Origin of the sequence: Pseudomonas sp. MYb193 (genome assembly GCF_002966775.1) — a bacterium.
Lineage (GTDB): Bacteria > Pseudomonadota > Gammaproteobacteria > Pseudomonadales > Pseudomonadaceae > Aquipseudomonas > Aquipseudomonas paracarnis.
On record NZ_CP023269.1, the window covers coordinates 2,691,647 to 2,712,671 of the forward strand.

The 21,025-nt window shown below is 61.0% G+C and carries 14 protein-coding genes and 1 pseudogene; 5 read left to right on the forward strand and 10 right to left on the reverse strand.

Going from position 1 to position 21,025, the window contains the following annotated elements; translation table 11 throughout:
- Positions 1–12 precede the first annotated feature (12 nt).
- The 4 genes from CLM72_RS12435 to CLM72_RS12450 all read right to left on the reverse strand — a co-directional run bounded on the left by CLM72_RS12435 (position 13) and on the right by CLM72_RS12450 (position 2,130).
- Entirely contained in the window at positions 13–294 is a 282-nt protein-coding gene (locus CLM72_RS12435; RefSeq protein WP_014718212.1) for a peptidylprolyl isomerase, read from the reverse strand.
- A 107-nt stretch (positions 295–401) separates the two neighbouring features.
- On the reverse strand, positions 402–896 hold the full coding sequence (locus CLM72_RS12440) for a DUF1543 domain-containing protein (protein WP_105226643.1): 495 nt from the start codon (positions 894–896) through the stop codon (positions 402–404).
- 143 nt (positions 897–1,039) lie between these two features.
- Positions 1,040–1,522, reverse strand: a complete 483-nt coding sequence (locus tag CLM72_RS12445) for a copper chaperone PCu(A)C (protein ID WP_105226644.1) — start codon at positions 1,520–1,522, stop codon at positions 1,040–1,042.
- Positions 1,522–2,130, reverse strand: a complete 609-nt coding sequence (locus CLM72_RS12450) for an SCO family protein (protein WP_034125726.1) — start codon at positions 2,128–2,130, stop codon at positions 1,522–1,524. The genes CLM72_RS12445 and CLM72_RS12450 overlap by 1 nt, the downstream gene beginning before the upstream one ends.
- A 181-nt stretch (positions 2,131–2,311) precedes the next feature.
- On the opposite strand from CLM72_RS12450, the pseudogene CLM72_RS12455 reads away from it, so the two are divergent.
- From CLM72_RS12455 to CLM72_RS12465, 3 genes and pseudogenes are all read left to right on the forward strand, one after another.
- Positions 2,312–2,686: pseudogene (locus tag CLM72_RS12455) on the forward strand (DUF2946 domain-containing protein); the annotation flags it as partial.
- A 70-nt stretch (positions 2,687–2,756) separates the two neighbouring features.
- On the forward strand, positions 2,757–3,302 hold the full coding sequence (locus CLM72_RS12460) for a putative natural product biosynthesis protein (RefSeq protein WP_105226645.1): 546 nt from the start codon (positions 2,757–2,759) through the stop codon (positions 3,300–3,302).
- 129 nt (positions 3,303–3,431) lie between these two features.
- Positions 3,432–6,326: an RHS repeat-associated core domain-containing protein gene (locus CLM72_RS12465; protein WP_105226646.1), complete on the forward strand. Its 2,895-nt coding sequence runs from the start codon at positions 3,432–3,434 to the stop codon at positions 6,324–6,326.
- A 54-nt stretch (positions 6,327–6,380) separates the two neighbouring features.
- Here the strand turns inward: CLM72_RS12465 and CLM72_RS12470 are convergent, their stop codons facing one another.
- The 4 genes from CLM72_RS12470 to CLM72_RS12485 all read right to left on the reverse strand — a co-directional run bounded on the left by CLM72_RS12470 (position 6,381) and on the right by CLM72_RS12485 (position 18,824).
- Entirely contained in the window at positions 6,381–10,811 is a 4,431-nt protein-coding gene (locus CLM72_RS12470) for a SpvB/TcaC N-terminal domain-containing protein (protein WP_105226647.1), read from the reverse strand.
- Positions 10,808–15,487, reverse strand: coding sequence for a neuraminidase-like domain-containing protein (locus CLM72_RS12475; RefSeq protein WP_105226648.1), 4,680 nt, complete (start codon positions 15,485–15,487; stop codon positions 10,808–10,810). The genes CLM72_RS12470 and CLM72_RS12475 overlap by 4 nt, the downstream gene beginning before the upstream one ends.
- A gap of 34 nt (positions 15,488–15,521) precedes the next feature.
- Positions 15,522–18,158, reverse strand: coding sequence for a Tc toxin subunit A (locus CLM72_RS12480; protein WP_105226649.1), 2,637 nt, complete (start codon positions 18,156–18,158; stop codon positions 15,522–15,524).
- Positions 18,159–18,347: 189 nt separating this feature from the next.
- Positions 18,348–18,824: a hemerythrin domain-containing protein gene (locus CLM72_RS12485; protein ID WP_003191732.1), complete on the reverse strand. Its 477-nt coding sequence runs from the start codon at positions 18,822–18,824 to the stop codon at positions 18,348–18,350.
- A gap of 299 nt (positions 18,825–19,123) precedes the next feature.
- Here CLM72_RS12485 and CLM72_RS12490 point away from each other — a divergent pair, with 299 nt between their 5' ends.
- On the forward strand, positions 19,124–19,330 hold the full coding sequence (locus CLM72_RS12490; protein WP_003191730.1) for a hypothetical protein: 207 nt from the start codon (positions 19,124–19,126) through the stop codon (positions 19,328–19,330).
- A 60-nt stretch (positions 19,331–19,390) separates the two neighbouring features.
- Here the strand turns inward: CLM72_RS12490 and CLM72_RS12495 are convergent, their stop codons facing one another.
- Both CLM72_RS12495 and CLM72_RS12500 read right to left on the reverse strand, forming a co-directional pair.
- The gene (locus CLM72_RS12495) at positions 19,391–19,951 is read right to left on the reverse strand and encodes a type 1 glutamine amidotransferase domain-containing protein (protein WP_105226650.1); all 561 of its coding nucleotides are present in this window, start codon (positions 19,949–19,951) and stop codon (positions 19,391–19,393) included.
- 30 nt (positions 19,952–19,981) lie between these two features.
- Positions 19,982–20,485 (reverse strand): DUF4142 domain-containing protein, encoded by a 504-nt coding sequence (locus CLM72_RS12500; protein WP_105226651.1) that lies wholly within the window; start codon positions 20,483–20,485, stop codon positions 19,982–19,984.
- A gap of 196 nt (positions 20,486–20,681) precedes the next feature.
- Between CLM72_RS12500 and CLM72_RS12505 the strand changes: the two genes are divergently transcribed.
- Positions 20,682–20,891, forward strand: coding sequence for a hypothetical protein (locus CLM72_RS12505; protein ID WP_034125717.1), 210 nt, complete (start codon positions 20,682–20,684; stop codon positions 20,889–20,891).
- Positions 20,892–21,025 lie beyond the last annotated feature (134 nt).

The window sequence follows — 21,025 nt, forward strand, 5'->3', positions numbered from 1 at the left end:
GCGCGGATTGAATCAATCCTGGCGGCTGGTGACTTCCAGCAGGTGGTAGCCGAACTGAGTCTTCACCGGGCCTTGCACGGTGTTGACCGGGGCACTGAAGACCACGGTGTCGAATTCCTTGACCATCTGGCCTGGGCCGAACGAACCGAGGTCACCGCCCTGGCGGCTGGATGGGCAGCTGGAGTTGGCTTTAGCGACTTCTGCGAAATCAGCGCCGCCTTCGATTTGGGCCTTGAGTTCGTTGCACTTGTCTTCAGAGGCAACGAGGATGTGACGGGCGGTGGCTTTGGCCATGGTGAGTAACTCCTAGAGTAAAAAACGGTGAGCGTACCGGATTCAGGCGGTTATTTCTCGGCAAAGTTCCACTGGGTTTCAGCTGGCACTGTTTTGGCCGTGAGGGCTCAAGGCAGCACAAGGTAGTCGTTGCGCTGCACGATCGGTCGGTGCGCCGCTTGCACCAGGTGGATATAGCGGCCGTCCACCAGGTCGATGGGCAGGCAGTCGTCGATATCCAGCACCGCGTCGGTGTGGGCCTGGGACCAGTGGCTGAGCATCTGCTGCTTGCCTTTGCCCATGGCCTCCTGTTTGTTGCGGGCGACCACCAGCAAGTAGTGATGGGCCTCGCCAAAGCTATTGGCTTCGTAACCGCCCAGGTTGATGAAGTACAGGCGGTGTGCATCGCCGTGGGGCGCCAGGTGGCTCAGTTCAACCTTCCAGCCGTCGACGCCATCGACGGCCATCCATGAATCGATGTGTACGCCTTTGGGGCTGCCGAACCAGGCGTCGCGTAATTGCGGGTAGGTGGCTTGCAGGGTGTCCGCCACGGCGAACACCACATCGTGTACTTCGATCCTGGCCCGCGGGTGCTTGCCCCCGAGCATGACGACAAACAGCATTACCGATGATTCCTGGGGAGGGCGGCCTGACAGCCTATCTGATCACTCCCGGCAATCAAACTGTGGAAGATTCTATGGTTGAGGGGCAACCCTCAACCAACGTACTGGGGAGCAGAGCAAGAGCTGCAGGCTTGTTTGCGCAATCAATGCATCTTGCTATGGTCCATCTTGCTGTGGTCCATGCCATCCAGCCCACGCGCCGTTGCCTTCACTTCGACGGCCTGCTTTTCACCCTTGGCATCTTCTACCGTAAGGGTCAGTGGTACCTGGTCGCCTTCCTTGATCTGGCCGGTCAGGCCCATCAACATGACGTGGTAGCCGTTGGGGTCGAGCTTGACGGCTTTGCCGGCAGGCAAGGCCACCGAGTCCACCGGGCCCATGCGCATGACGTCGTCCTTCATGCTCATCTCATGAATCTGCACGTCCTTGGCCACTGGCGATGCCACGCTCAACAGTTTGCTGTCGCTGTCGGCGGTGAGGGTCATGAAGGCGCCACTGGACGGTTGGCCCACTACGGAGGCGCGTACCCAGGCGTCAGTGACTTGTACCTGGGCACTGGCGTGGGCAGCGAGGCCCAGCAGGGTTAGACCGAGGGTGAGACGCTTGAGGTGTTGAACGGCAGTCATTAGCAGACCTCCATGACGGTGAGCAGGTCTTCTGCGCACTCTTGAGCGGTAAGGGATGCCTGCAAGCCAAGGCGCAGGTTGCCACGGGTGTCGAACACGAAACTGGTGGCGGTGTGGGAGAGGGTATAGGTGTCGCCGGCGGGGATCTTTTCATAAAAGATCCCGAACTCCTTGGCGGCCACGGCGATTTCTTCCGGGGTACCGTAGAGCGCTTCGAAGCTTGGGTCGAAGGCCTTGACGTAGTTGTCGAGAATTTCGGGGGTGTCGCGCTCGGGGTCCAGGGTGATGAACACCACCTGCATGATCTTGCCATCGCGGCCCATCAGCTTCTTGGCCTGGGCGGCGCGGGCCAGGGCAGTCGGGCAGACGGCCGGGCACTGGGTGAAGCCGAAGAACACCACCGGCATCAGGCCGCGGTACGAGCTCAGGGTGACGGTTTCGCCGTCGGTGTTCTTGAGCTTGAAGGTGCGGCCCATGATCTTGTCACTGAGGTCCTTGCCGTACTTGAAGTTCAGCTTGGGGCTGTAGTCACAGCCGCCCAGCAGGCTGCCCAGGCCCAACAGGCCCATGCCGGTCAGCACTTTGCGGCGGGTGAATAACGTACTCATCAACTGTGCATCCTGTGAAACGCCTGTAGGGCCGTGGAGCTGCTCCGCCAGGCTTTGAAAAGGAGTAACGAGAAGGGTGCAGAGTCTAGCAACCCTGGCCGGCGCGCGTAATCTGCGACGTTCTGCCACAGGGGCGCGTCGCATTTCGTCCTTTTATGGCTTCGGTGGTAGAGTCGCCGCCATGAAATTGCGCCACTCTGACCGCTCACTGATCGCCTGGGCCCTGTACTTCTGCGTGCTGATGAACCTGTTCGCCTGCGGTTTGGGGCATGGCCAGATGATGGGGCAGCAGCTCAACGGCATCGGCGGGCTGTTCTGTTCGGTGGACGGCGGGCAGTCGCCAATTTCCGACAAAGGGTTGGCGAACCCGTCCTCCAGCAACATCTCGAACTACTTTGCCTGCCCGGTGTGCAACGCGGTTACCGTTGCCCTGGTGTTTCTGATCGGCCTGGCCTGGCTGCTCGGCCTCACCCAAGCCCCGCGTGTCGCCCATGAGCGGCGCAACAAGGCGCCTCCGCGCTATTCCTGGCCCTCGGCCAACCCCCGCGCTTCTCCGCATCCTGACGTGTGCCTTGGGCTTCCTGTCACCAGGAGGCATTCTCTCGTCACGATTGTGAGAACACTCTATGAACCCTCAATTGCCTGCCGGCGCCGGCCGCCTGGTCAGCAAGGCGTCGCGGCGCCTGCGTGCGCAACCGGCGCTGCCTGATTACCCGAGTAATTCGCGCTGCTTCGTGCACCTGGATGCACGCCTGCTGCCTCACTGGCATACCTTGTTCGACATCTGCCCGGCGTTGCTCAAGCTCGACCCACCGGAGGGCTTGAACCTGTTTCGCGCCTTCATGACCTGGGCCTATCGCAACCAGCCGCCGCTGGACTGGACCTACCATCTGAACGTATGCCGCTGGTTGCTGAGTTCGGCGTACCGCACACAGATCGATGAGGAACCGATCGAGGCCTTCATGGCCGCCGCTGCTGCGCGCTGGGTGCTGACGGATGACAGCCCGGCGGCAGGCATTGTCCTGAGCTGGCGCGATTGGACCCTGTTCGACTGGAAGGGCCACCCTTCGATAGCCGCGCCGCGACCGGCATTGCCGCCGCCCGCCTGGGATTTTGCCTGGTGCCCGTTGGGCGCCCAAGGCGCCTTCAGCGGCTGGCGGCCAGTGCCCTGAGGCGCCGCGCCCGGTAAGCCTCACGACAGCCTCGGAAGCGCCGCACACTGCGCAGCGGGCGGGGCCCGCAGGCTGGCACCGACTTGATGACTAGGCTCTAGGCTTCTTTGGTTTCCAGGTCATCAGGTTATGTCTTCTTTGCATCACAACACGCCCACGCTGACGGTGGTCGACCCGCGAGGGTTGACCGTGCGCAGCGTGGCGTACCATCGCAATACCGCGCAGCAATCACCCAGCGCGCAGGTCACGCGGCAGGTGTTCGACGCTCGCGGCCTGTTGCAGCAACAGTGGGACCCCAGGCTGTTCGAGTTGCACGCTGCCGATCCCGACGTGCAGCCCAATCTGTCTCATCGTTATAGCTTGGGCGGGCAAGTGCTGAGCACCGACAGCGTGGATGCGGGCCGTCAGACGCGCTTGCTCGGCAGTGGCGGCCAGGTCGTGCAACAGTGGGACAGTCGAGGCACGCGCCAGCGGTTCGAATACGACCCGTTGCTGCGCCCCGTTGCGGTATTCGAGCGCGCGGAGGAGGCGGCGGCTGAACGCTGTGTCGAGCGCATGACCTACGCGGGCATGACGTCTACGGAGGCGGCGCGCAATCGCTGTGGCCGCATGATTCGTCACGATGACCCGGCAGGCACGTTGCTCGTTGAGCGCTACGACGTGCAAGGTAACATCACCGAGCAAACCCGGCGTCTGTGCACGTCGCACACCGCGCCCGACTGGCCGCTGCCCGTGAGTGAGCGGGATGCACAGTTGCAAGCCCAGACCTTCACCACCACCTGGCAGCACGATGCGCTGGGGCAACGCCTGGAGCAGGTCGACGCGCGCGGCAATCGCCAGCAATATCAATACGGTGTCGACGGCCAATTGACGAAAAGCGAGATCCTGTTCAAAAGCGGAGCGCGCAAGACCCTGGTGGATCAACGCAGCGTCAACGCCTCGGGCCAGGTGTTGAGCGAACGCTTGGGTAATGGCGTGCTCAGCGTTGCCGAGTATTCGGACACTGATGGACGTTTGACACGCTTGAGCGCCCACCACAAGGATTCGGCAGGCAAGCGACTGCAAGACCTCTTCTACAGCTACGACCGGGTCGGCAATGTGTTGCGCATCCGCGATGCGGCGCAGCCGACCCGCTGGGCCAGCAACGTGCAGGTGGAGGCAGTAAGCACATTCGAATACGACAGCCTGTCGCGATTGATCAAGGCCACTGGCCGTGAAAACGCGCGCAATACTGGCGCATCCGCACTGCCGGGGCGAATCACGTTCGGCGCCACAGACGACAACCTCTGGGGCAACTACACCCGCCACTATGCCTACGACTCGGCCAGTAACCTGACGCAGATGCGCCATGTGCCCAGCACCGGCAGCGGTTATACCCAACGGATGCAGGTGGGCGAACACAGCAATCACAGCGTGATTGCCCGCGAGGGCGCAAAGGCGCCGGGCCTGGGCAACGGCTTCGACCAAAGTGGCAATCTCCAGGCTCTGGCGCCTGGGCAGGCGTTGACCTGGAACGGGCGCAACCAGTTGGTTCGCGTCGCGCAGGTGCTGCGTGACAATGGCGAACATGACGATGAGGTGTATCTGTACGACGGCGCCGGCCAGCGAGTCATCAAGCGTCGCGTGGCACATGGCAAGACGCAGACTCACACCCATGAAGTGCTTTATCTGCCAGGGCTGGAGCTGCATCGCCACGGGCCGGATGGCGAGTGGTTGAACGTGGTGCTTGCTCCGGGCGGGCGCCATTCGGTCAGAGGGTTGCAGTGGGAGCAGCAGCGCCCCGAGGAGATGCAGGACGAGCAACTGCGGTTCAGCCTCGACGACCATTTGGGCAGCGGCACTCTGGAGCTGGACGAGGCAGCCGGCCTGTTGAGCCAGGAAAGTTATTACCCCTTCGGCGCAACTGCCTGGTGGGCGGCAAAAAATGCCTTGGAGGCGAACTATAAAACCCGACGTTATTCGGGCAAGGAGCGCGACGCCAGCGGGCTGTATTACTACGGCTTCAGGTACTACGCGCCGTGGTTGTTGCGGTGGATCAGCGCTGACCCGGCGGGGGATGTGGATGGGCTGAACCTGTATGCGATGGTGGGGAACAACCCCATGGGTTATGTAGACGAAGACGGTTTGCAGCGCCGCTCGATGCTGGAGGTGGTGACGGTTCTGCTCCTGGTGTTGTTGATCGGGCACGGAGTAGGGGTAGAGATAGGCTATAGGGCTGAACTGGCTTATTTCGGGCTGATTTCAGGTGTGGTGGGCGTGGCGCTTTACGCGCATCAGCGATTAAGCACCACTGACGTTCAGCGAAGAGCGTTCTATGAGCAGTCCGCAATGGCCGGCGCGCAAGAGCTGGGCCGCCGACAGGGCGCTACGGAACATGAAGTCAACGAGTTGGCGGACTTTTTCCTGGAACACCGTCTGGCTACCGCCGACACTAAAAAACTGTCCTACGGGCTGACCCCGGCAGCGCGGGGCGGTCTCTATGGGTACGTTGGGCCCACCGAGCATCGGGACCGGGCTGAAACAGCCTCACGAACGGAGCGTAACCCTAGCTTTACGCTTGCCAGGTTGGGGTTTGTAGGCATAGAACTGCGCGCCCCGGCACGCAAAGTGGGCGCCAGCCCGCTGCCAGCGGCTGGGCTGACCCATACCGAAGTACAACCGCAAACCAGGGTCACGAGCGTGGGCCGCAGAGGCTCCGCTTCTGAGGTGCCCGCCGCGCAACCGGTAAGCCCGGGACCTTCCTCCGGGCTGGTGCCTGAGCCCCTCCAGATTGACGTCACACCTATTCAGAATGAATTACATGGCCCCGGAGGTGAAATTCTCAGAAGGGTGATTGATCGGCTGGAAGACCGCACACTGGATTTTCATACCGGCCATGCCATGGCGGGTGGGCAGAATGTCCGCAGTTTTGACTTGCCGCGTTATCGCGGGCAGCGCGGTCGTGGCGCCTATCGGGTGATGATCCAGCACATCAGTGGGCTTAACTATCGGGCGGTCAGGGTGATGGACCCTCACCGCCGTTAATACGCGCAACGTCAGGCCAAGGAGCGCGGGCCGTGTAACGGCCCGGCTCTGTTGTCAGGCCGGCGCGTGCGTGTCGTTTTCGTCTTCAGCGATGCTGTACCAGGCGTGGTAGGTCTGGCGCCGCGTGTCGCCATTGGCATTGAGCACGCGTACCGGGCGCCCCAACGCGTCATGAAAGTGCTGCTCGCTGGGACGCAAGGTGTTGAAGGCCGCATCGTCGATATAGCCGGCACGGTCGGCAAAGTAAGGTCGCCAGGTGCGCGCCAGGCAACCCTGATTGTCATACTCCACACGGCCGCTGATCCGCCAACGGCGAGTGGCATCGGTTGGCTCGGCACCCGAGCTCAACATACCGGCGTCATCGACTGCAAAGGCCGGGCCCGGTTGCGCCTTTTCCTGGGTTTGCCGCACGCGGCCAAAGCCGTCGCTGAAGGCGAGGGCTACCTGGATCTGCGCCGTTTGCGACGTGCCTTGCCAACGGTCGGCGTGCAGTACCACGACGTGCACCGGCACTTGCCTGGCCGCCTGAATCAGGCGCTTGAGGGTTTGATGATGGGGGAGCGCAGCGCTCAGGCTGTTCAGGCGTGCCAGCGCCGAGGCACGAATATGCCCGCTGGGCAGCAGGTAGCCGCTGCTTACCCATTGCGCCTGGATGCTGGCGGGTGGAATGCGCCCCATCCAACTGAACACGTCGTAGAAGCACGCGCTTTGAGCGTTGAGCAACGCCGCCTTCGGATCAGCCAGGGCCTGCGCCGGGCCCGTATCGGGCGTGCGGATGAAGGGCGTTGGGGCATCATGGCCCACGGGTTTTCCTTGCTCCTCACCCTTGAGGCCGGTCGCCAGCAACTGCCCGTGGGCGTCGTAGTGCGCGTAGCGTTGTGTACGCTGTGCGTCAGTCACCGTCACCGGCAGGCCAAGGCGGTAGTCGTACTGCGCCTGGGTCGTGCAGCCGTCCGCCAATTGCACTTTGATGATGTACAGCCCATAGCGGTCGTACTCGGACTGCGTGAATCCATGGTTCAGGCTCGCCTGATGCCGACGAGGCCGATAGAACATTTCGGCCTGGCCGTAACGGGTGTAACCCTGGCCGAGGGACCACAGGGTGATAGTCTCGTCCTGCCCGGGGTCCGGTGACAGGAACGCGGCCATGCTCCGATAGTGCTGCGCACTCAGCGTAGCAGTGACAGTGCGGCCCTCATACACCTCCAGCGCTTGCTGATCGAGTTCGGCTGTCTCGATATAGGCAGGCAGCGCCTGAAAACTCGCGGTGCCGGCCGGCAAGGGTTCGGTGTGCTCCGCCACGCAGTAGTGCTGCACCGACAGGCCGCCCAGCCTGCGTTCGGCAGATGTTCCCAGTGGATCGGACGGGCCCTGCGCAATGAAGTGTTCATAGCTTATTTTTTCAATCGCTAACGCCTCTTTGCTCAGTACCAGTACGTTGCTTCGTTGCTGGTAGGGCAAGTGCAAGCGCCAGCGCTGCGCGGCGTCCAGGTGAATGAAGCGGGCGCGGGTTTCGTTGAGGTAATACGTCTGCTGCGCTGAGTCGTGTGCGTCACGCCACCACTGCTGCTGGTGGGCTGGCCCGGGCGGTGGGGAGTCGCTGGCTGTCTTGCGACGGGCATAGTCGACCACCACGCTGTGCAGATTGCCGGCGTAGCGGTCCCAGCGCAGATTGAGTATGTGCCGACAGCACGGGTCGTCCGGTTGGCGCTCGTAGCGACAGGTTAGCGACTCCAGCAACAGTGGCAGCAGCACCGCCGGTTCGCCGGCCTTGGCCGACGGGCTTAATTGCCGTATGAGATAGCGCTGTTGCTGCACCGAATAGGGCACTGCCTGGGGTGGCGCATCGGCGGCGGCATACACCTCTTCACGCAGCAGGCTCCCCGCCAATGCACGCTGCATCGCGCGGCGGGTGGTTGCGACGGGCGTGGCGATCAGCGTGTCTCCTGTGCGCCCGGTCTCCAACTGGCCCAGCAAGGTTGGCCCCAGCGCGGGCGCCTGTGGGTCGCCCGGGTAAAAAGCCTCCTGCGAGGGCTCAAAGGTGTGGAACCAGCGTTTGGTCAACACCCCAGGCTGCGCATCGGCCGTAGGGGGCTGCTCGGTGTGCAACACCAGGCCAAAGCCGAGGAACTGGCGCTCCTCACGGTCATAGCAGGCTTGCCGGTAACGAAAATACTGGGTGGAGCGGTTGCCGCTGACCAGGTCCTTTTGCTGTTGCCGCTTGACCACCTGCACTGGGAACGCAAGGCTACTGCCTTGGGGCACTCCCAGGGTTTGCCAGTGCTGTTTTTCGTCGAGCCATTCCTGGGCGCTGCTGCGGTAGCTCAGCTGGGTGGTGGCCCCTCGGTTGTTGAGCGTGGCGGTTAACAAATACGGTTTGAGACTGACGAAGTCATACCGCCAGTGCTGGGGGGTCATGTGCGGCACGCTCAGGATCAGGCTGGAACAGCCCAGGCCTTGAAGGTCGGCAAAGCTGACCTGGCACGTCGCGTCATGGCGCACGCCCTCGGGCCAACGCAGTGTCAGTGGCTCCGATGCCAGCCCGCTGCCGGCGCGGTTCATATAGATCTGTACGTGTTCAGGCGCCAGGTAAATCAGGTCCACCGCGCCTGAACCATCCAGGTCTGCGAGGCGAATATGGGCGGCATCGAAGCTGGCGTGGTCGAACGCCAGTGTGGCGAAGACAAACCCTTTGCCGAAGCGTCCACGGCCGAGGTTGGGCCAGCATTTGATTTCGTTATGGCGGATACGCACCAGGTGTTGTTGGCCGCTGCCCAGGGGGTCGCAAAAGGCGATCAATTCGGCCGGCGAATGGCTGAGGGTGGGTAGCCCCTCATCGTCGGGCGCATGGCGCACCTCCTGGCCAGGATCAAACCCGCCGTCCTGGCGCTGAGCATACAGGCGCACGCTACCGCTGCCGATCAAGGCCAGGTCCAGCCTCCCGCTGCCCATCAGGTCGGCCAGTTGCCCGTGGGGATGGAAAAACTCCTGGGGCATCGCCGCAAAAGGCACGAAACCCGACCATTGCCGCTGCGAGTCGAGGCTGAAAAAACCACTCAGCCCCGGTTGCGCCACCACCCATTCCAGATGCCCATCGCCGTCAAGATCCGCCAGTGCCTGGCGCGTGGCTTGGGCGGTATCGGCGAGGGGGATGCGTGGCAGGGCCTGCCATGGACCATAGATCAGCGCATTGCTGCTGGCTGGGTTGGGGGCCCTGAGCGGCTCGCGGTAGTACCAGCTTTTATCGGTGCGGTGCAGGATGCCCGGCAAACCGTCGCGGTACAGGTCGACCAGTTGATAATGCTGCCCGTCGTTGATGCCCGCCATGGCGTCGAACGCTTGGTAGCGCGCGGCGTCCAGCGTCGGCACGAAGGCGCTGTAGGCCAGTTCCAGAGGCGGCCAGGCACTGGCGTTCCCCTGGGCGTCAAAGGCCTGGTTGTGCACGGCGTTCAGGCAACTGCCGATGGCGTGGCGATGGGTGTACTCCAGCAACAGACGCCGCGTCAGCACCGGCTCGGCGCCCAGGCTCGGCTCGTCGGGGAAGTAATGAAACATCAGCACTTGCTGGCACCGCCGCAGGGTGCCGAGTTCAAAGCCATAGGCATAACTGCTGATCGGGTCATTGCGGACCGGCCAAGCGTGTTGTTCGGCGTAGGTCGGCACTTGGCTCAGGCCGGTGTGGCGTTCACCATAATCCAGCAGCAGTTCGAAGTGCCATTGCTTGTCAGCAAGGGCGTCCGCGCGCCACAGCGCCAGATGCTCAAGGGGCTTGAGGTTGCCGTAGCACACCCGCGCCAGATAACGCTGGGCGCGATAGTCCCTGGCGGCGCTTGGCGGCTGGTCGTCGTGTTTGTAGTGGTAATAGATCTGTTCACCCAGCGGGTTGAGGCTTTCCTGCAACAGCCATTGGGCAACACGTAGGTCGTCGTTCGGGTCTGCACAGCGCGCGATCAGGGTCTTGCCGAACAGGTGCACGCAGCCGTCAGCCCCCTGAACCAGCCAGAACCCGGCCTTGTCGCTGTCGCAAGACCAATGCTCGATACGGTCGAAGCGCGCTTCTATCACCGGAAAATAGCGCACCACTCGGTGGGATTCACCCAGGGCCAGGCCGTTATAGTGGTCCCAGGTCGTGGCCTGAATTTCGCCGTCGGCATCACGCTCAGGGATCATGTCGATGCCTTGGGGGCTGATGAAACGGTCGTCATCACCGTAGGCCGGTATGCCTTTGCGGGTATCACGACTGATGGCGCTTGCCGACATCGCCCAGCCGAGGCCGAAGGGCCCGTTGCCTAGGGCGCTGCGATAACCCAGGCTCAGCGCCGGCGTGAAGCCACGGCCTGGCGAAATCGGCAAGGGCACCTCCAGGCACGCCTCACCCCGTGTGCCCACGGCGCCCCATTGCGCGCCGGGGCCCTGGATGGCGCCACCGCCCTTGGGCAGCGCCGGAATCTTCGGTTCCAAGAGTTCGGGCGGCTGCACGCTCATCGTTGACCTCCGGTGTTTTTAGCGGTGTAGCGCAGGTGCACGATGATATCGGTGAGGGATTCGAGTAGAGCGTTTTGCCGGGCATGGTTGGGAAAGGTCAGTTGCCAGGTGGAGATCGCTCCTGTGTATTCGAACGGCAGGTAACGTTCGTCGCTGTCGAAGTTCAAGGTGAACAAGCCGCTGTCGTTGAGCCCGCTGGACAGGGCAATTTGCTGTTTGGCGCGCAGGTCTTTTTTTACCGCAGCTTCGGTGTGTCTGGTCGCGGGGGTGACGTGCGTGGTATTGGCGGTTTGGGTCAGGATGGCCTTGATGTCTTCATAGGGGCCCAGCGTGGCGGGCAGGGACACACTGACGTGCTTGATACGCCGCAGGTAATGGCCTGGGTAGTCGTCGTCAAACAGCTTGAGGGTCAGTTCAAAGGTCAAGGTGCCGGTTTTTACCAGGTCGGCTTTAAGCGCGGCCCAGGGCATGTCGCGCGTGGCCATCGGGTCTTGGCTGTGCAGATGGCGCAGCGACACGGTTTTAGTGATCTCCAGCAAACGTTCGTTGTGGGTGACGTAGGCGTTACTCATGCTCAGTAGATTTTGCTTGAGCGCTTCGCCGGCGCTGAAGCCGCGATATTGATGGGTCCAATGCTGGGTTTGAATGAAGTGCTTGTCCCACTGAGCCCGTTCTTCCTGCCAGCAGGCCTCGGCCGCCAGGCACAGCGACAGGGTCGAGTCATAGGCTTGGTAGTAGAAAGTGGAAAGTTGGCCATTGAGCCATTGATACAGTTGGGCGTTGGTAAAGCGCTTGCCGAGCTGGTCGTACAGGCTTCGTGCCTGGGCCAGGCTGGTCTGGGCCAGGCCCAGTTGCAAGCGGGTATGGGCTTGCTGTTCGGTATAAGCCTGCAGTTGGGCGTCGACCTGGGCCAGCTCAAGGCGTGCCTGTTCCAGCGAATGGGCCCACTCGGCGGCGCGTCGGGCAAACAGGTCGGTGCGGTCCAGGTGGGCAGCGTTGGCGCGCTTTTCATTGGCAATGCCTTGGGACGCCGCGTGCAGGGCGTGAAAAGCGCCCTCGTAGCGCACACCGCCGTTGGAGGTGCCAAAAATATTCGGTATCAGCATCGCCAGCCCCGCGCCGGCTTGTGCCACGGCGGCAGCGGTGTCCCAGCGCGCACTGTCTTGGTACTCCTGGGTGGCCTGGGCCTCGGCCGGGCTGATGCCTCGCTTGAGCTGCTGTTCGAAGAACGCCACCCGCGCTTCGACCATGCGGCGTCCTGCCAACAGCGCCTCCTGGTTCCTCGCATCGAACTGTACGGCCTGGGCCTGTTGCTCGACGGCCAGCCTCGCCAAGTCCCAGGCTTGCTGCTGCTGGGTTTCCAGGTACTGGGCCTGCTCTTTGCGTTCGAACAACGACAGTAAGGTCGTCCCCAACTGGATCAGGTTGTCGACCGCTTGCAAGGCGTGTCCCAGCAGCACCTGGAAGCGATAGTGCGCGGCCTGGGCGGTGCGCAGCGACGGGCGCAGGCTGGCGCCGACCGCCCCTTGCTGGTACGCGGCAAGCAGCGTTTGAGGCGTCAGGGTCGCGGCGTACAGCGGCAGACTCAAGGGTTTGCCGGTCAGATCCAGGTGATGGCGCAGGTTGTGCAGGCGAGATTCGATCTTGTCCCAGCGCAGCAGCAGATCAGGGCTCAGGGACCGACACAGCCGCGAGGTGCCCGCAGGTACTGTCGTGCTATCGAGCGTGGAAGGGTTTTGCAGTTTGTCCAGGGTCGTGGCTGCCCAGGGATCGACCGGGTTGAGCGGCGGCCTTGGCCCGAGCAAGCCCTTGACGCGGATGTACCACAACTTGGCGTCGGCCAGGCCGTCACGGGTCATTTGCCGGTAGGCCGCATCCCCGCGATTGAGCAGGATGTCGACGTACAACAGGTACAGCGCCTGACGAAAATGTACCGCGCTGCTTGTCGCCAATGGGTGGGACACGGACGAGACGTCGTGGCGTTGTGGCGCACTGGTAAGCAGCGCAGGCAGGCGCCAGAACCCGGACGGGTGTACGGGATCGAACACGTAGCGTATCCACGTTTCGGCCTCGGCGTATTGCTGCTCCTGGTTCAGGCGTTGTGCCAACAGCCAGGGCAGGTAAAGAAACAACTCCCAGTAGTAGGTGCCATGGGGGCCGTGGAAGTCCAGTGGGCTCGGGTCTTTCTTGCCTGGCAATGGCGGCTCGCGCCAGGCATCCGGCGCCAAGGCAAACAGCTCATGCAAACCTGCGCCCGCGGTTTTTGCCAGCAGCCCGGCCACGCAGGTGTTGGTGCGTATGGGCGCCCGTTTGTTTTCAGGCTTATCGAGAGACTCGATAGTGGACCCGTTGAAGTCGATGAACTCTGCCGTGCCATAGGGCGGGGTAGCGAGTCGCCGGATAAACGGAGCCAGTGGAATGATGGGGGTGCTGTTATCGGGCGGCAGGGTGAAAGTCGCGGTTTTCAGCGCGTAGCCCAGGATGATGGGGTCGGGGTAATGCACATCGCTTTCCAGCAGCAACACGCCGTGAATCAGCGTCAATGTGGAAGCCGTCGTGTCAGTGGAGTCCTCGTCGTAGGGGTGCAAGGTCGAGGGGGAGAGTTCGATCTGCGCCTCAAGCGTGTGCGTTTCGGAGAGTTCAGTGAACGTGTCGCGCAGGGTGCGCCGAGAGGCGTCTGCCAGGCCGACGAGTACCGTGTTATTGCGGTGAGGGCTTTCCGGTAAAGCGCTGTCTCCCTGTCTGGGATACATCAACACGGGTTTGTACAGGCGTTGTTTCTGCTGGACCTGGACCTTGTCCAGTACTAAGTCGTAGGCATGGCTGCTGGACTCCGCTTGATTGTTGTAGAACGAGAGAATGACGGTATAGGTGGCGTCCGGCGTATTGAAAAAATAATCGAAGGCTTCTTGGCTAATGCGTTGGTCGCGCAGATTGAATGTCGTGCTTGTCGGGTTTTCTTGATCTTTTTCAATCTGCGGCAGGGTAAAGGTCGTCGGCTGATTCGCTGCATTTTTTATGAATTGGGCATAGCTGACGCCGGTCTCGTTGCACTTGAGGGTGAAGTCAATGCGCACGTTGGAGAAGGTTGCCAGCTTGGCGCTCTTCAGAAAAATCTCGGCGGTGGGGCCTAACGCCAGCGTCTCGTTCTGGGCAGGACCGCTGCTGCTGAGGGTCATGGTCAAATTGACCAGTGCGTCTGCCTTGCTGAACCTGACAGTGCGGTGCGGTTCGAAGCGTTTCGCCAGGCGGGTGGTGACCTCCAGTACTGACGTCGTTCGGTTGAACCGGATATCGCTCTCAGCCGAAAGACTGCCGATATGCTGTTGATTGTCTTCGTAATTCCAGCCATGGGTGGTGCCATGGGGCGCATTGTTGGTCAGGGAGTGAACTTTGACCTGGACCGTTTCGGGCGCCCTGAATTGAAATCTTGACCTGTTGTGGTGCCCGAACAGGGCCTGGTACCGCCCGGCCAGTTCAGACTCTTTATGCCAGGAGAACATCCGCCGAGTGCTGCCCAGGGTTTCCAGCCAATGGACGTTGAAGTGTTGATCCAGCCGTACCGCTTGAAAGAAATGCCGATGCAGGCCGTTGTGCGAGGAAGCCGTTTGATGGTTCGGCTGTGCGCTCAGGCCCAGGAACAGGGACGGCGGTTGGCTTTGTGAATCGAGTACGGCGATGGACGCGGTGGCACTCATCAGGTCTTCCGCACTCAATTCGTCAAGGCCCTGTGCCAGGCTGTATTCCTGAATGCAGGCCTGCGGCACGCTCCAACTGTCATCCAGTTTTTTATAGGAAAAGTACAAGCGCAACTGTAGATAGGTGGTCTTTATCCGGGTTTCCAACCGTTGTTGGTATTCCTTCTCCGATTCGACATCACCTCGTCCAATCGGGGTGATGTCCCTCGACGACGACGTCGGGTTGATGCATTGGGCCCACACCACGAAGAGGCGCCCGTTGAACACCACCGGGCGAATCGTCTGTTCGGGGACGTTATCGTCAATCGACAGCGGGATCTTTTGCCAGGAGGACCAGGCTGGCGGAGTGGCCGCGTCGCCCGAGGCCATTTTCAGCGTGCGCCAGTAATAGGTGTTTTCCGGACTGGACTTGCCGGTGAAGTAATAAGTGCTGCTGGCAAAGCTGTCTTTATCACCGTCGATATAACCATTGAGGGTCTTGATGTTGGCAAGTGCTTCGAAGCGGCTGAGGTAACTGTGGACGGCTGTCTGCAGCGGCGCAGGCTCGATGCGAAATTGGTTGAGCTGGTTCTCCAGTTGCCTGAAGTTGTCGCTTTTGTCATGGCGCAATGTAGGGCTCAGGTAGGTGGCCGGGTAGTGCTGAAGTTGCTGGTGGGCGCGCCACAGTGAATAGGACAGCAACTGGTCTCGCCACTCGGTCTGCTCGTCAGCGCTCATGCCCTGTTCGTCGTAGCCGGGCTCCAGGCCCAGGTAAATGCCTGTGATGTACTGCTGCAGGCTGGCAATGGCGCTGGCGACACGGGTGGTGGGCACCGTATGGCTGACCTGGGGGTCGAGCAGCCAATAGGTATAGACATCGTCGACGGTCTTGACGGTATCGGCCACTGCCGTGTCTTCAGGCAGCACGCTGTTGAGGTAGAACCCCAGCATCGCGTCGCGCAGGTGTTCGTTGAGGTGTTGGGTGAGGGTGTCAGACATGGTCATTCCTTGAACCAGGCGAAATACAACGGGGTTAGGGGGCTGTGGCGATCAATGCCGAGCCAACGTGTTGCCAGTCTTCATTCATCAAGGTGGCATGCAGGTCGGCAGCCTTGAGCAAGGCGCTGGCGGAGAGGCCGGTGAGCCTGACGGCTTCATGGCAACGCAGGAGCCAGTCCAGGTCGGCCAGGGTCTTCACCTGTTTGGCAGGCAGGGATTCAACGAGCAGGTTGACTTCATCGACATCCCACTTGAGCAATGCGGCCAGTTGCGAAGTGCAAGCCTCATTGTCAGTTATGGCGGAGCCTTCGACGGAGGATGAATTGGCACACTGCAAATAGGCGAGCACGCTGTCCTGGGCCAGTCCGTAGGTGCTCAGGCAATGGGCAAAGCGTTGCAGCAGGTACAGCGTGCTCAGCGTCAGCTTGAGCAGCGAGGCCGCGGTGTGGTCCGGGCTCAGCCAGTGCGGATGGAGCACGAAGGCCTGCAAGGCCTCACGGCTCACTGCCAGCCCCAAGGACACTTCGGCATCCGGCAGGCTCAGCAGTACATTTTTGTGCAGCTCCGTGGTGGACTCGGCAGTGGCGGTTCGGGCAATTTGTCGAACCACGAGTTTGCGCCATTGCAGGTACGCGGCGGGGTCACCGGCAAGGTGTGAGGGAGCGTTGAGCAGCGTGTCGATTTTTGCTTTCAGCGGCTGCATTTGTTGGTAGAACGCGCCCAGCTTCTTGGTCACTGCCTGTTTGGCATCGCTGTGCAGAGCCGTGTTGCCTTCTGGGTCGAGGCTCAGGGTCTGGGCTTCGATAAGCTGCACCAGCGCATTGGGCAGTTCTTTGGGCGGCGCGGGCTTGAGCAGCGGTTGGCTGTGCAGCAGCCCTTGTACGATGAGGGCATGCCAGGCAATGGGCGCCGCTTTGGTGTCAGGCTCGGGCTGGGGCAATGACAGGTCAGCGAGGTCTTCTTGCGCCAACAGGCCATGCCGGGTCAGTTCGACCACCTCATCGAGTTGGGTGATGTACGTCTGCACGTGGGGCGCTGGAGATTGGGCATCCAATAGCAATTGGCGGCGAAGCTGATCAACCGTTTGACCCGTGTCGCTGAGCCAGCGGACCAGCCAGTCCATTTGCATCAGCACATCGAGCAGGTCGGCAGGGGCATTGACGCCGGAGCGACGCAGGCTCGGGTTGACCAGTTGGGCGGTGTAATCCTTACCGCCCAGCAGCGCTGCCACATGGTAGCTGTCGAGCACTGACAGCCCGAACAACCGCGCGATCCGGGTTTGGCGATACAGCGCGCTATAAAACGTAAGCGTCGGGCAAGCAGCGGGTAGATGCAGGCGGGCCTGCTTGATCAGCCAGTGCAACGAGGCCGGGGTGTCGCTCAGGTGCAGGCCGGCGCAGAGCTGGTGGCGCAGGGTTGTCGGGATTTCCTCCCTCAAGGCCAGTGTCGGCCTGTCCAGCGTCAATGCCTGGCCTGGCAACGGGGCGGGATTGAACAGCTGGTCGTACAGCGACAGACGAGTGCCGGGTGCCCACACCGGTATCTCATCCAGCACGGCGGCAAAGGCTTGCAATGACAGGCTGTAGCGGCGCTCCAGATAGCGATAGACGCCCAGTGCGCGCAGGGTGTTGTCGTTGGCGGGCCGCGCCGGGTCGCCCTCGTGTTCACGCCGCACGACGCTCGTTGACAGGGCGTCGAGTGCGTCGAAGGGCAATTGCGTCCAGCGTTGCAGGCGGATCATTCGGTGCAGGCGCTGGTAACGTTCCCATGAGGTATTGAGCAGGCGCGCAGCACCCTTGTCCTGTGTAGTGATCGACAGGGGCGACTGGGTCGCGCCAGCCTCGGTGATCGGCCCGTTCACGTACGCGGCACCGTCGTGCAGGCGCAGCTTGGCCGGCGGCGTTGGCAGGGCGCTTGCCAGAACATTGCTCGACAGCACCGGCACATACTTGCCGCAGGCCAGTAGCGCTTCGGTCTGATCGGCGGTGAGTCCGGTTTTCTGCAACCAGTGGGACAACTCCTCAAGGGGCTGCTCCTGGGTACCATAGTGCTGGGTAAAAAAATCTTCTGCCTGTACGTCTCCCGTTCTTATTAACAAAGGCTCGGTCAATAACACCTGCTGGGCAGGGCTCAGCCCGGACAGCAAACGTTGCGCTTCATAGGCCTCGTGCCGGACCACGCCGTAAGTGTTTTGCGCGCGCTGGCTGGTGGGCAGCTTGAGGCTGATGCGGTAACTGAGTTCGCCCAATTGTGGCTTGCCGCCGGACAAACCGAGCCAGCACTGGCGATGCGCGCGTTCGAACGGCAGCACGAAGGGGAAGCGTTGCCTGCCGAGCACCTCATCAAGGGAGCGGCCGCGGTATTCACGGCGGGTTTGTTTGAGATGAGCGTCGATCTGGCGGGACAGGGTTTCGTTGATCATCGAGAGTTGAGGAATCACAGCGCTGAGGCTGCGTTCGTCCAGGGGCAGTGTCTTGAGTTCGGGTCGTCGCCGGTCGAGGGTGATCTTGGGCTGTTTGCCTTTACCGCTTTTTTCCAGCGCTTGGGCAAACAGGTATAACGCCTTCAGGTAGGCGATCGGGGAGTCGATTGCCGCCATGGAAGAGGCCGAACACAGCAGGTGCCAGTCCTCTTTGAACAGGTGGGTATAGGTGGGGGAATGGGTGTCCATTGTGATGAATCTCCTGAAAGCCCCCGGCCACTGCCAAGGGCAATGGCACGCTAGCATGGGGCGCCAGGCCGGCTCGGTCGGCCGGATCGCTGAGTGAGCGAGGAGAAATCATCGGTGCAAATCGATAGCGCGACAGGGCCTGTGGGTCACTGTCGCGCGCGCGCGAACCTTGCTGCGAGGAGGTAGCCGTTACGCCGCCAGCGGTTTTTTCGCCATGGCTTTTTTGTGCGCGGCCTTCATCGCTTCCATCTCGGCTCCCAGCTCTTCGAGCAGCGCTTTACCCAGCAGTTTCTTGGCCTGAGGGAACATCTCGGTTTCTTCTTCTTCGATATGGTGCTCAAGCAACTCCTTGACCACTTTGACGCGACCGGAAAACTCGGTGGACGAGGGGTCGGTTTTCTTCAAGTCCGGCAGTACCAGCGAGTCGACGGTACGGTGCTCTTCCTTGGCTTCGTGGTACATGATGTCCTGTTCCTTGCCCCCGGCTTTTCTGAACGCGGGGTAGAGGATCTCTTCTTCGAGTTGGGTATGCAGGGTGATCTCCATTTCGAGTTTGGCCAACAACTCGGTACGCTTTTTTACCCCGCGTTCAGTGGATTCGCTCAACTGCGTCAGCAGGGTCTTGACGCGTTCATGGTCGGCTTTGAGCAGGTCGATGGCATTCATAGGTAACCTCACGGGGGGTATGCGGGCGTGTCGAAGTGCACGCCTCGTGGTGAGGAAGGTTGCATCAGGTGTACCAACTTTTATTGTTAAAAATTATCTTATAAATCAGTTGGTTGTGTTTTCCGGTGTGCTTGGAGGTCGTGCAGCTTGCATGGTCGGGCCGCGTTGAGGTTGCACAACGCACAACCGGTTGCTGACGCTCCAGCGCAAGGGGCGGCCATAAAGTGTGGCCTGGAAAATTCTAATGGAACCCTTGGGGCATCTGCTTGACCTAACGCTTAGACTTCAGGAGGTGAATCATGCAAATTGAGTATATCTGGATCGTATTGGCGGTGGTTCTGCTGCTCTTGGAACTCTGGGCGATCAATATCGTTTTGCGCAGCACTGGCGGATGGGAGACCAAGGGGTTGTGGGTCGTGGTGCTGGTGTTCGTGCCGCTGCTGGGGTTGATTGCGTGGGCGATGTTCGGACCCAAGCGTGAAATGGCGCAGCAGCGTAAAAGCTGAAGCGGTGAGTGATAAAAAACAGGCGCCCATGGGGCGCCTGTTTTCATTGCGGTCAACCGATCAGCCGCCGACGGCCTTGGCAATCGCCTCATTGAACGCCGGTAGATCGTCCGGCGTACGCGAGGTGATCAAGGTCCAGCCATTGGCCTGGCACTCTTTAACCTCGGCATCCACCACGCCGGCAGCGCCGGCGTTTTCAAGGTCGATGCGCACGCTTTGATAGGCGGTCAGGGTTTTGCCCTTGACCACGCCAGCGTCGATCAGGGTCCATGGCCCGTGGCAGATCGCCGCGATGGTCTTGCCGGCCTGCACGAACTCATTGATCAAGCGCAGCGCGGCGGCATCCTGGCGCAGTGTATCGGCATTCACTGTACCGCCCGGGATGACCAGCGCATCGAAGTCGGCGCTGACAACATCCGACAGTTGCACGTCGGATTCCACGGTCTGGTCTTTTTCTGTGTCGCCGACAAATGTCTGGGTAGTGCCGCCTTTGCTGGAGGCGTGCGTTACGGTCGCGCCGTAGCCACGCAGCGTCTCCAGAGGCTTGAGCAACTCGTCGCGCTCGATGCCGGTGTTGGAGGTGATGACGAGGATGTGCTTGCCGTTGAGTTGCGAGCTCATGGTCGAGTGTCTCCTTGGGTCATGGATGGATTAATGGGCGTATTTGGTTTGCAGTTCCTTGGCCATTTTCAGGTGGGCTTCAAGGGTGGGCAGGGTCTTGGTGGCGAAGGCTTTCAGCTCGGGATTGTCCGAGGAGGCCGCTTCTTTCTTGAACAGTTCGACGGTTTTTTCATGGGCCGCTACCTGGTTGTTGGCATAGGCCTTGTCGAAGGATTCATCGCGTATTTCCAGGATGGCTTTCTTCGCCTTGTCGGTGAGCGCAGCGTCATCGGGTACTTCGATATCGAGTTTTTTCGCCAGGGCCATCAGTTCCTGATTGGCCTTGGTATGGTCTGTGACCATATGCTGGGCGAAGGTCTTTACGTCCGCCGAGCTGCTTTTTTCCAGGGCCAGCTTGCCCGCTTCGACCTCGGTGATACCGCCCTCGGCGGCGTTGTCGACAAAGTCGTTGGAGGTCGCCGCCATCGCGGTGGAAATCGAGCCTGCAATCAGCATGAAGGTAAGGCCCATCGGTTTCATCAGTCGAGTTTTCATGGTATCTCTCCTTGGAAATGGCGGGATGCCGTTACCTGACTGTTGAATCGAGAGGCGGGTAAAAGGTTTAAATTTTTTTGCGCTTTTTTGCCCAGCGGTGAGACGAGGCAATTGACTTGAACCAATCCGGATTCGCAGGGTTCTGCTGCATAGGGCCGCCATCTCAGGGGCCTGCCACTGCCAGGAGGATTGCACTGTGACTGATCGTAAAACCGCCGATAAAACCCCCGACCCCGTCAGCTCTGAAGACGCGCAAAAAGGTAATGTCGAGGCCACCAAAGGGCAGACGCTTGAACCTGCGAACCCCAAGACTGAAACCATCGACAAAGTCGTGACGCCGACCTCGATCAAGGACATTGAACGGCAAACGGATGCAATCAACGAGAAACTCAACAACGGGCGTTGAACCTGCTGAGTTGATCGGTGGAAAAGGAACGAGATCCTGTGGCGGCCTGAAAGCTGCCACTGCTATTTTTTATAAAAAAATATAATAATTAGCTTAGATTAAAATGTGCTTTTTATTATTTATGACCATCCCCT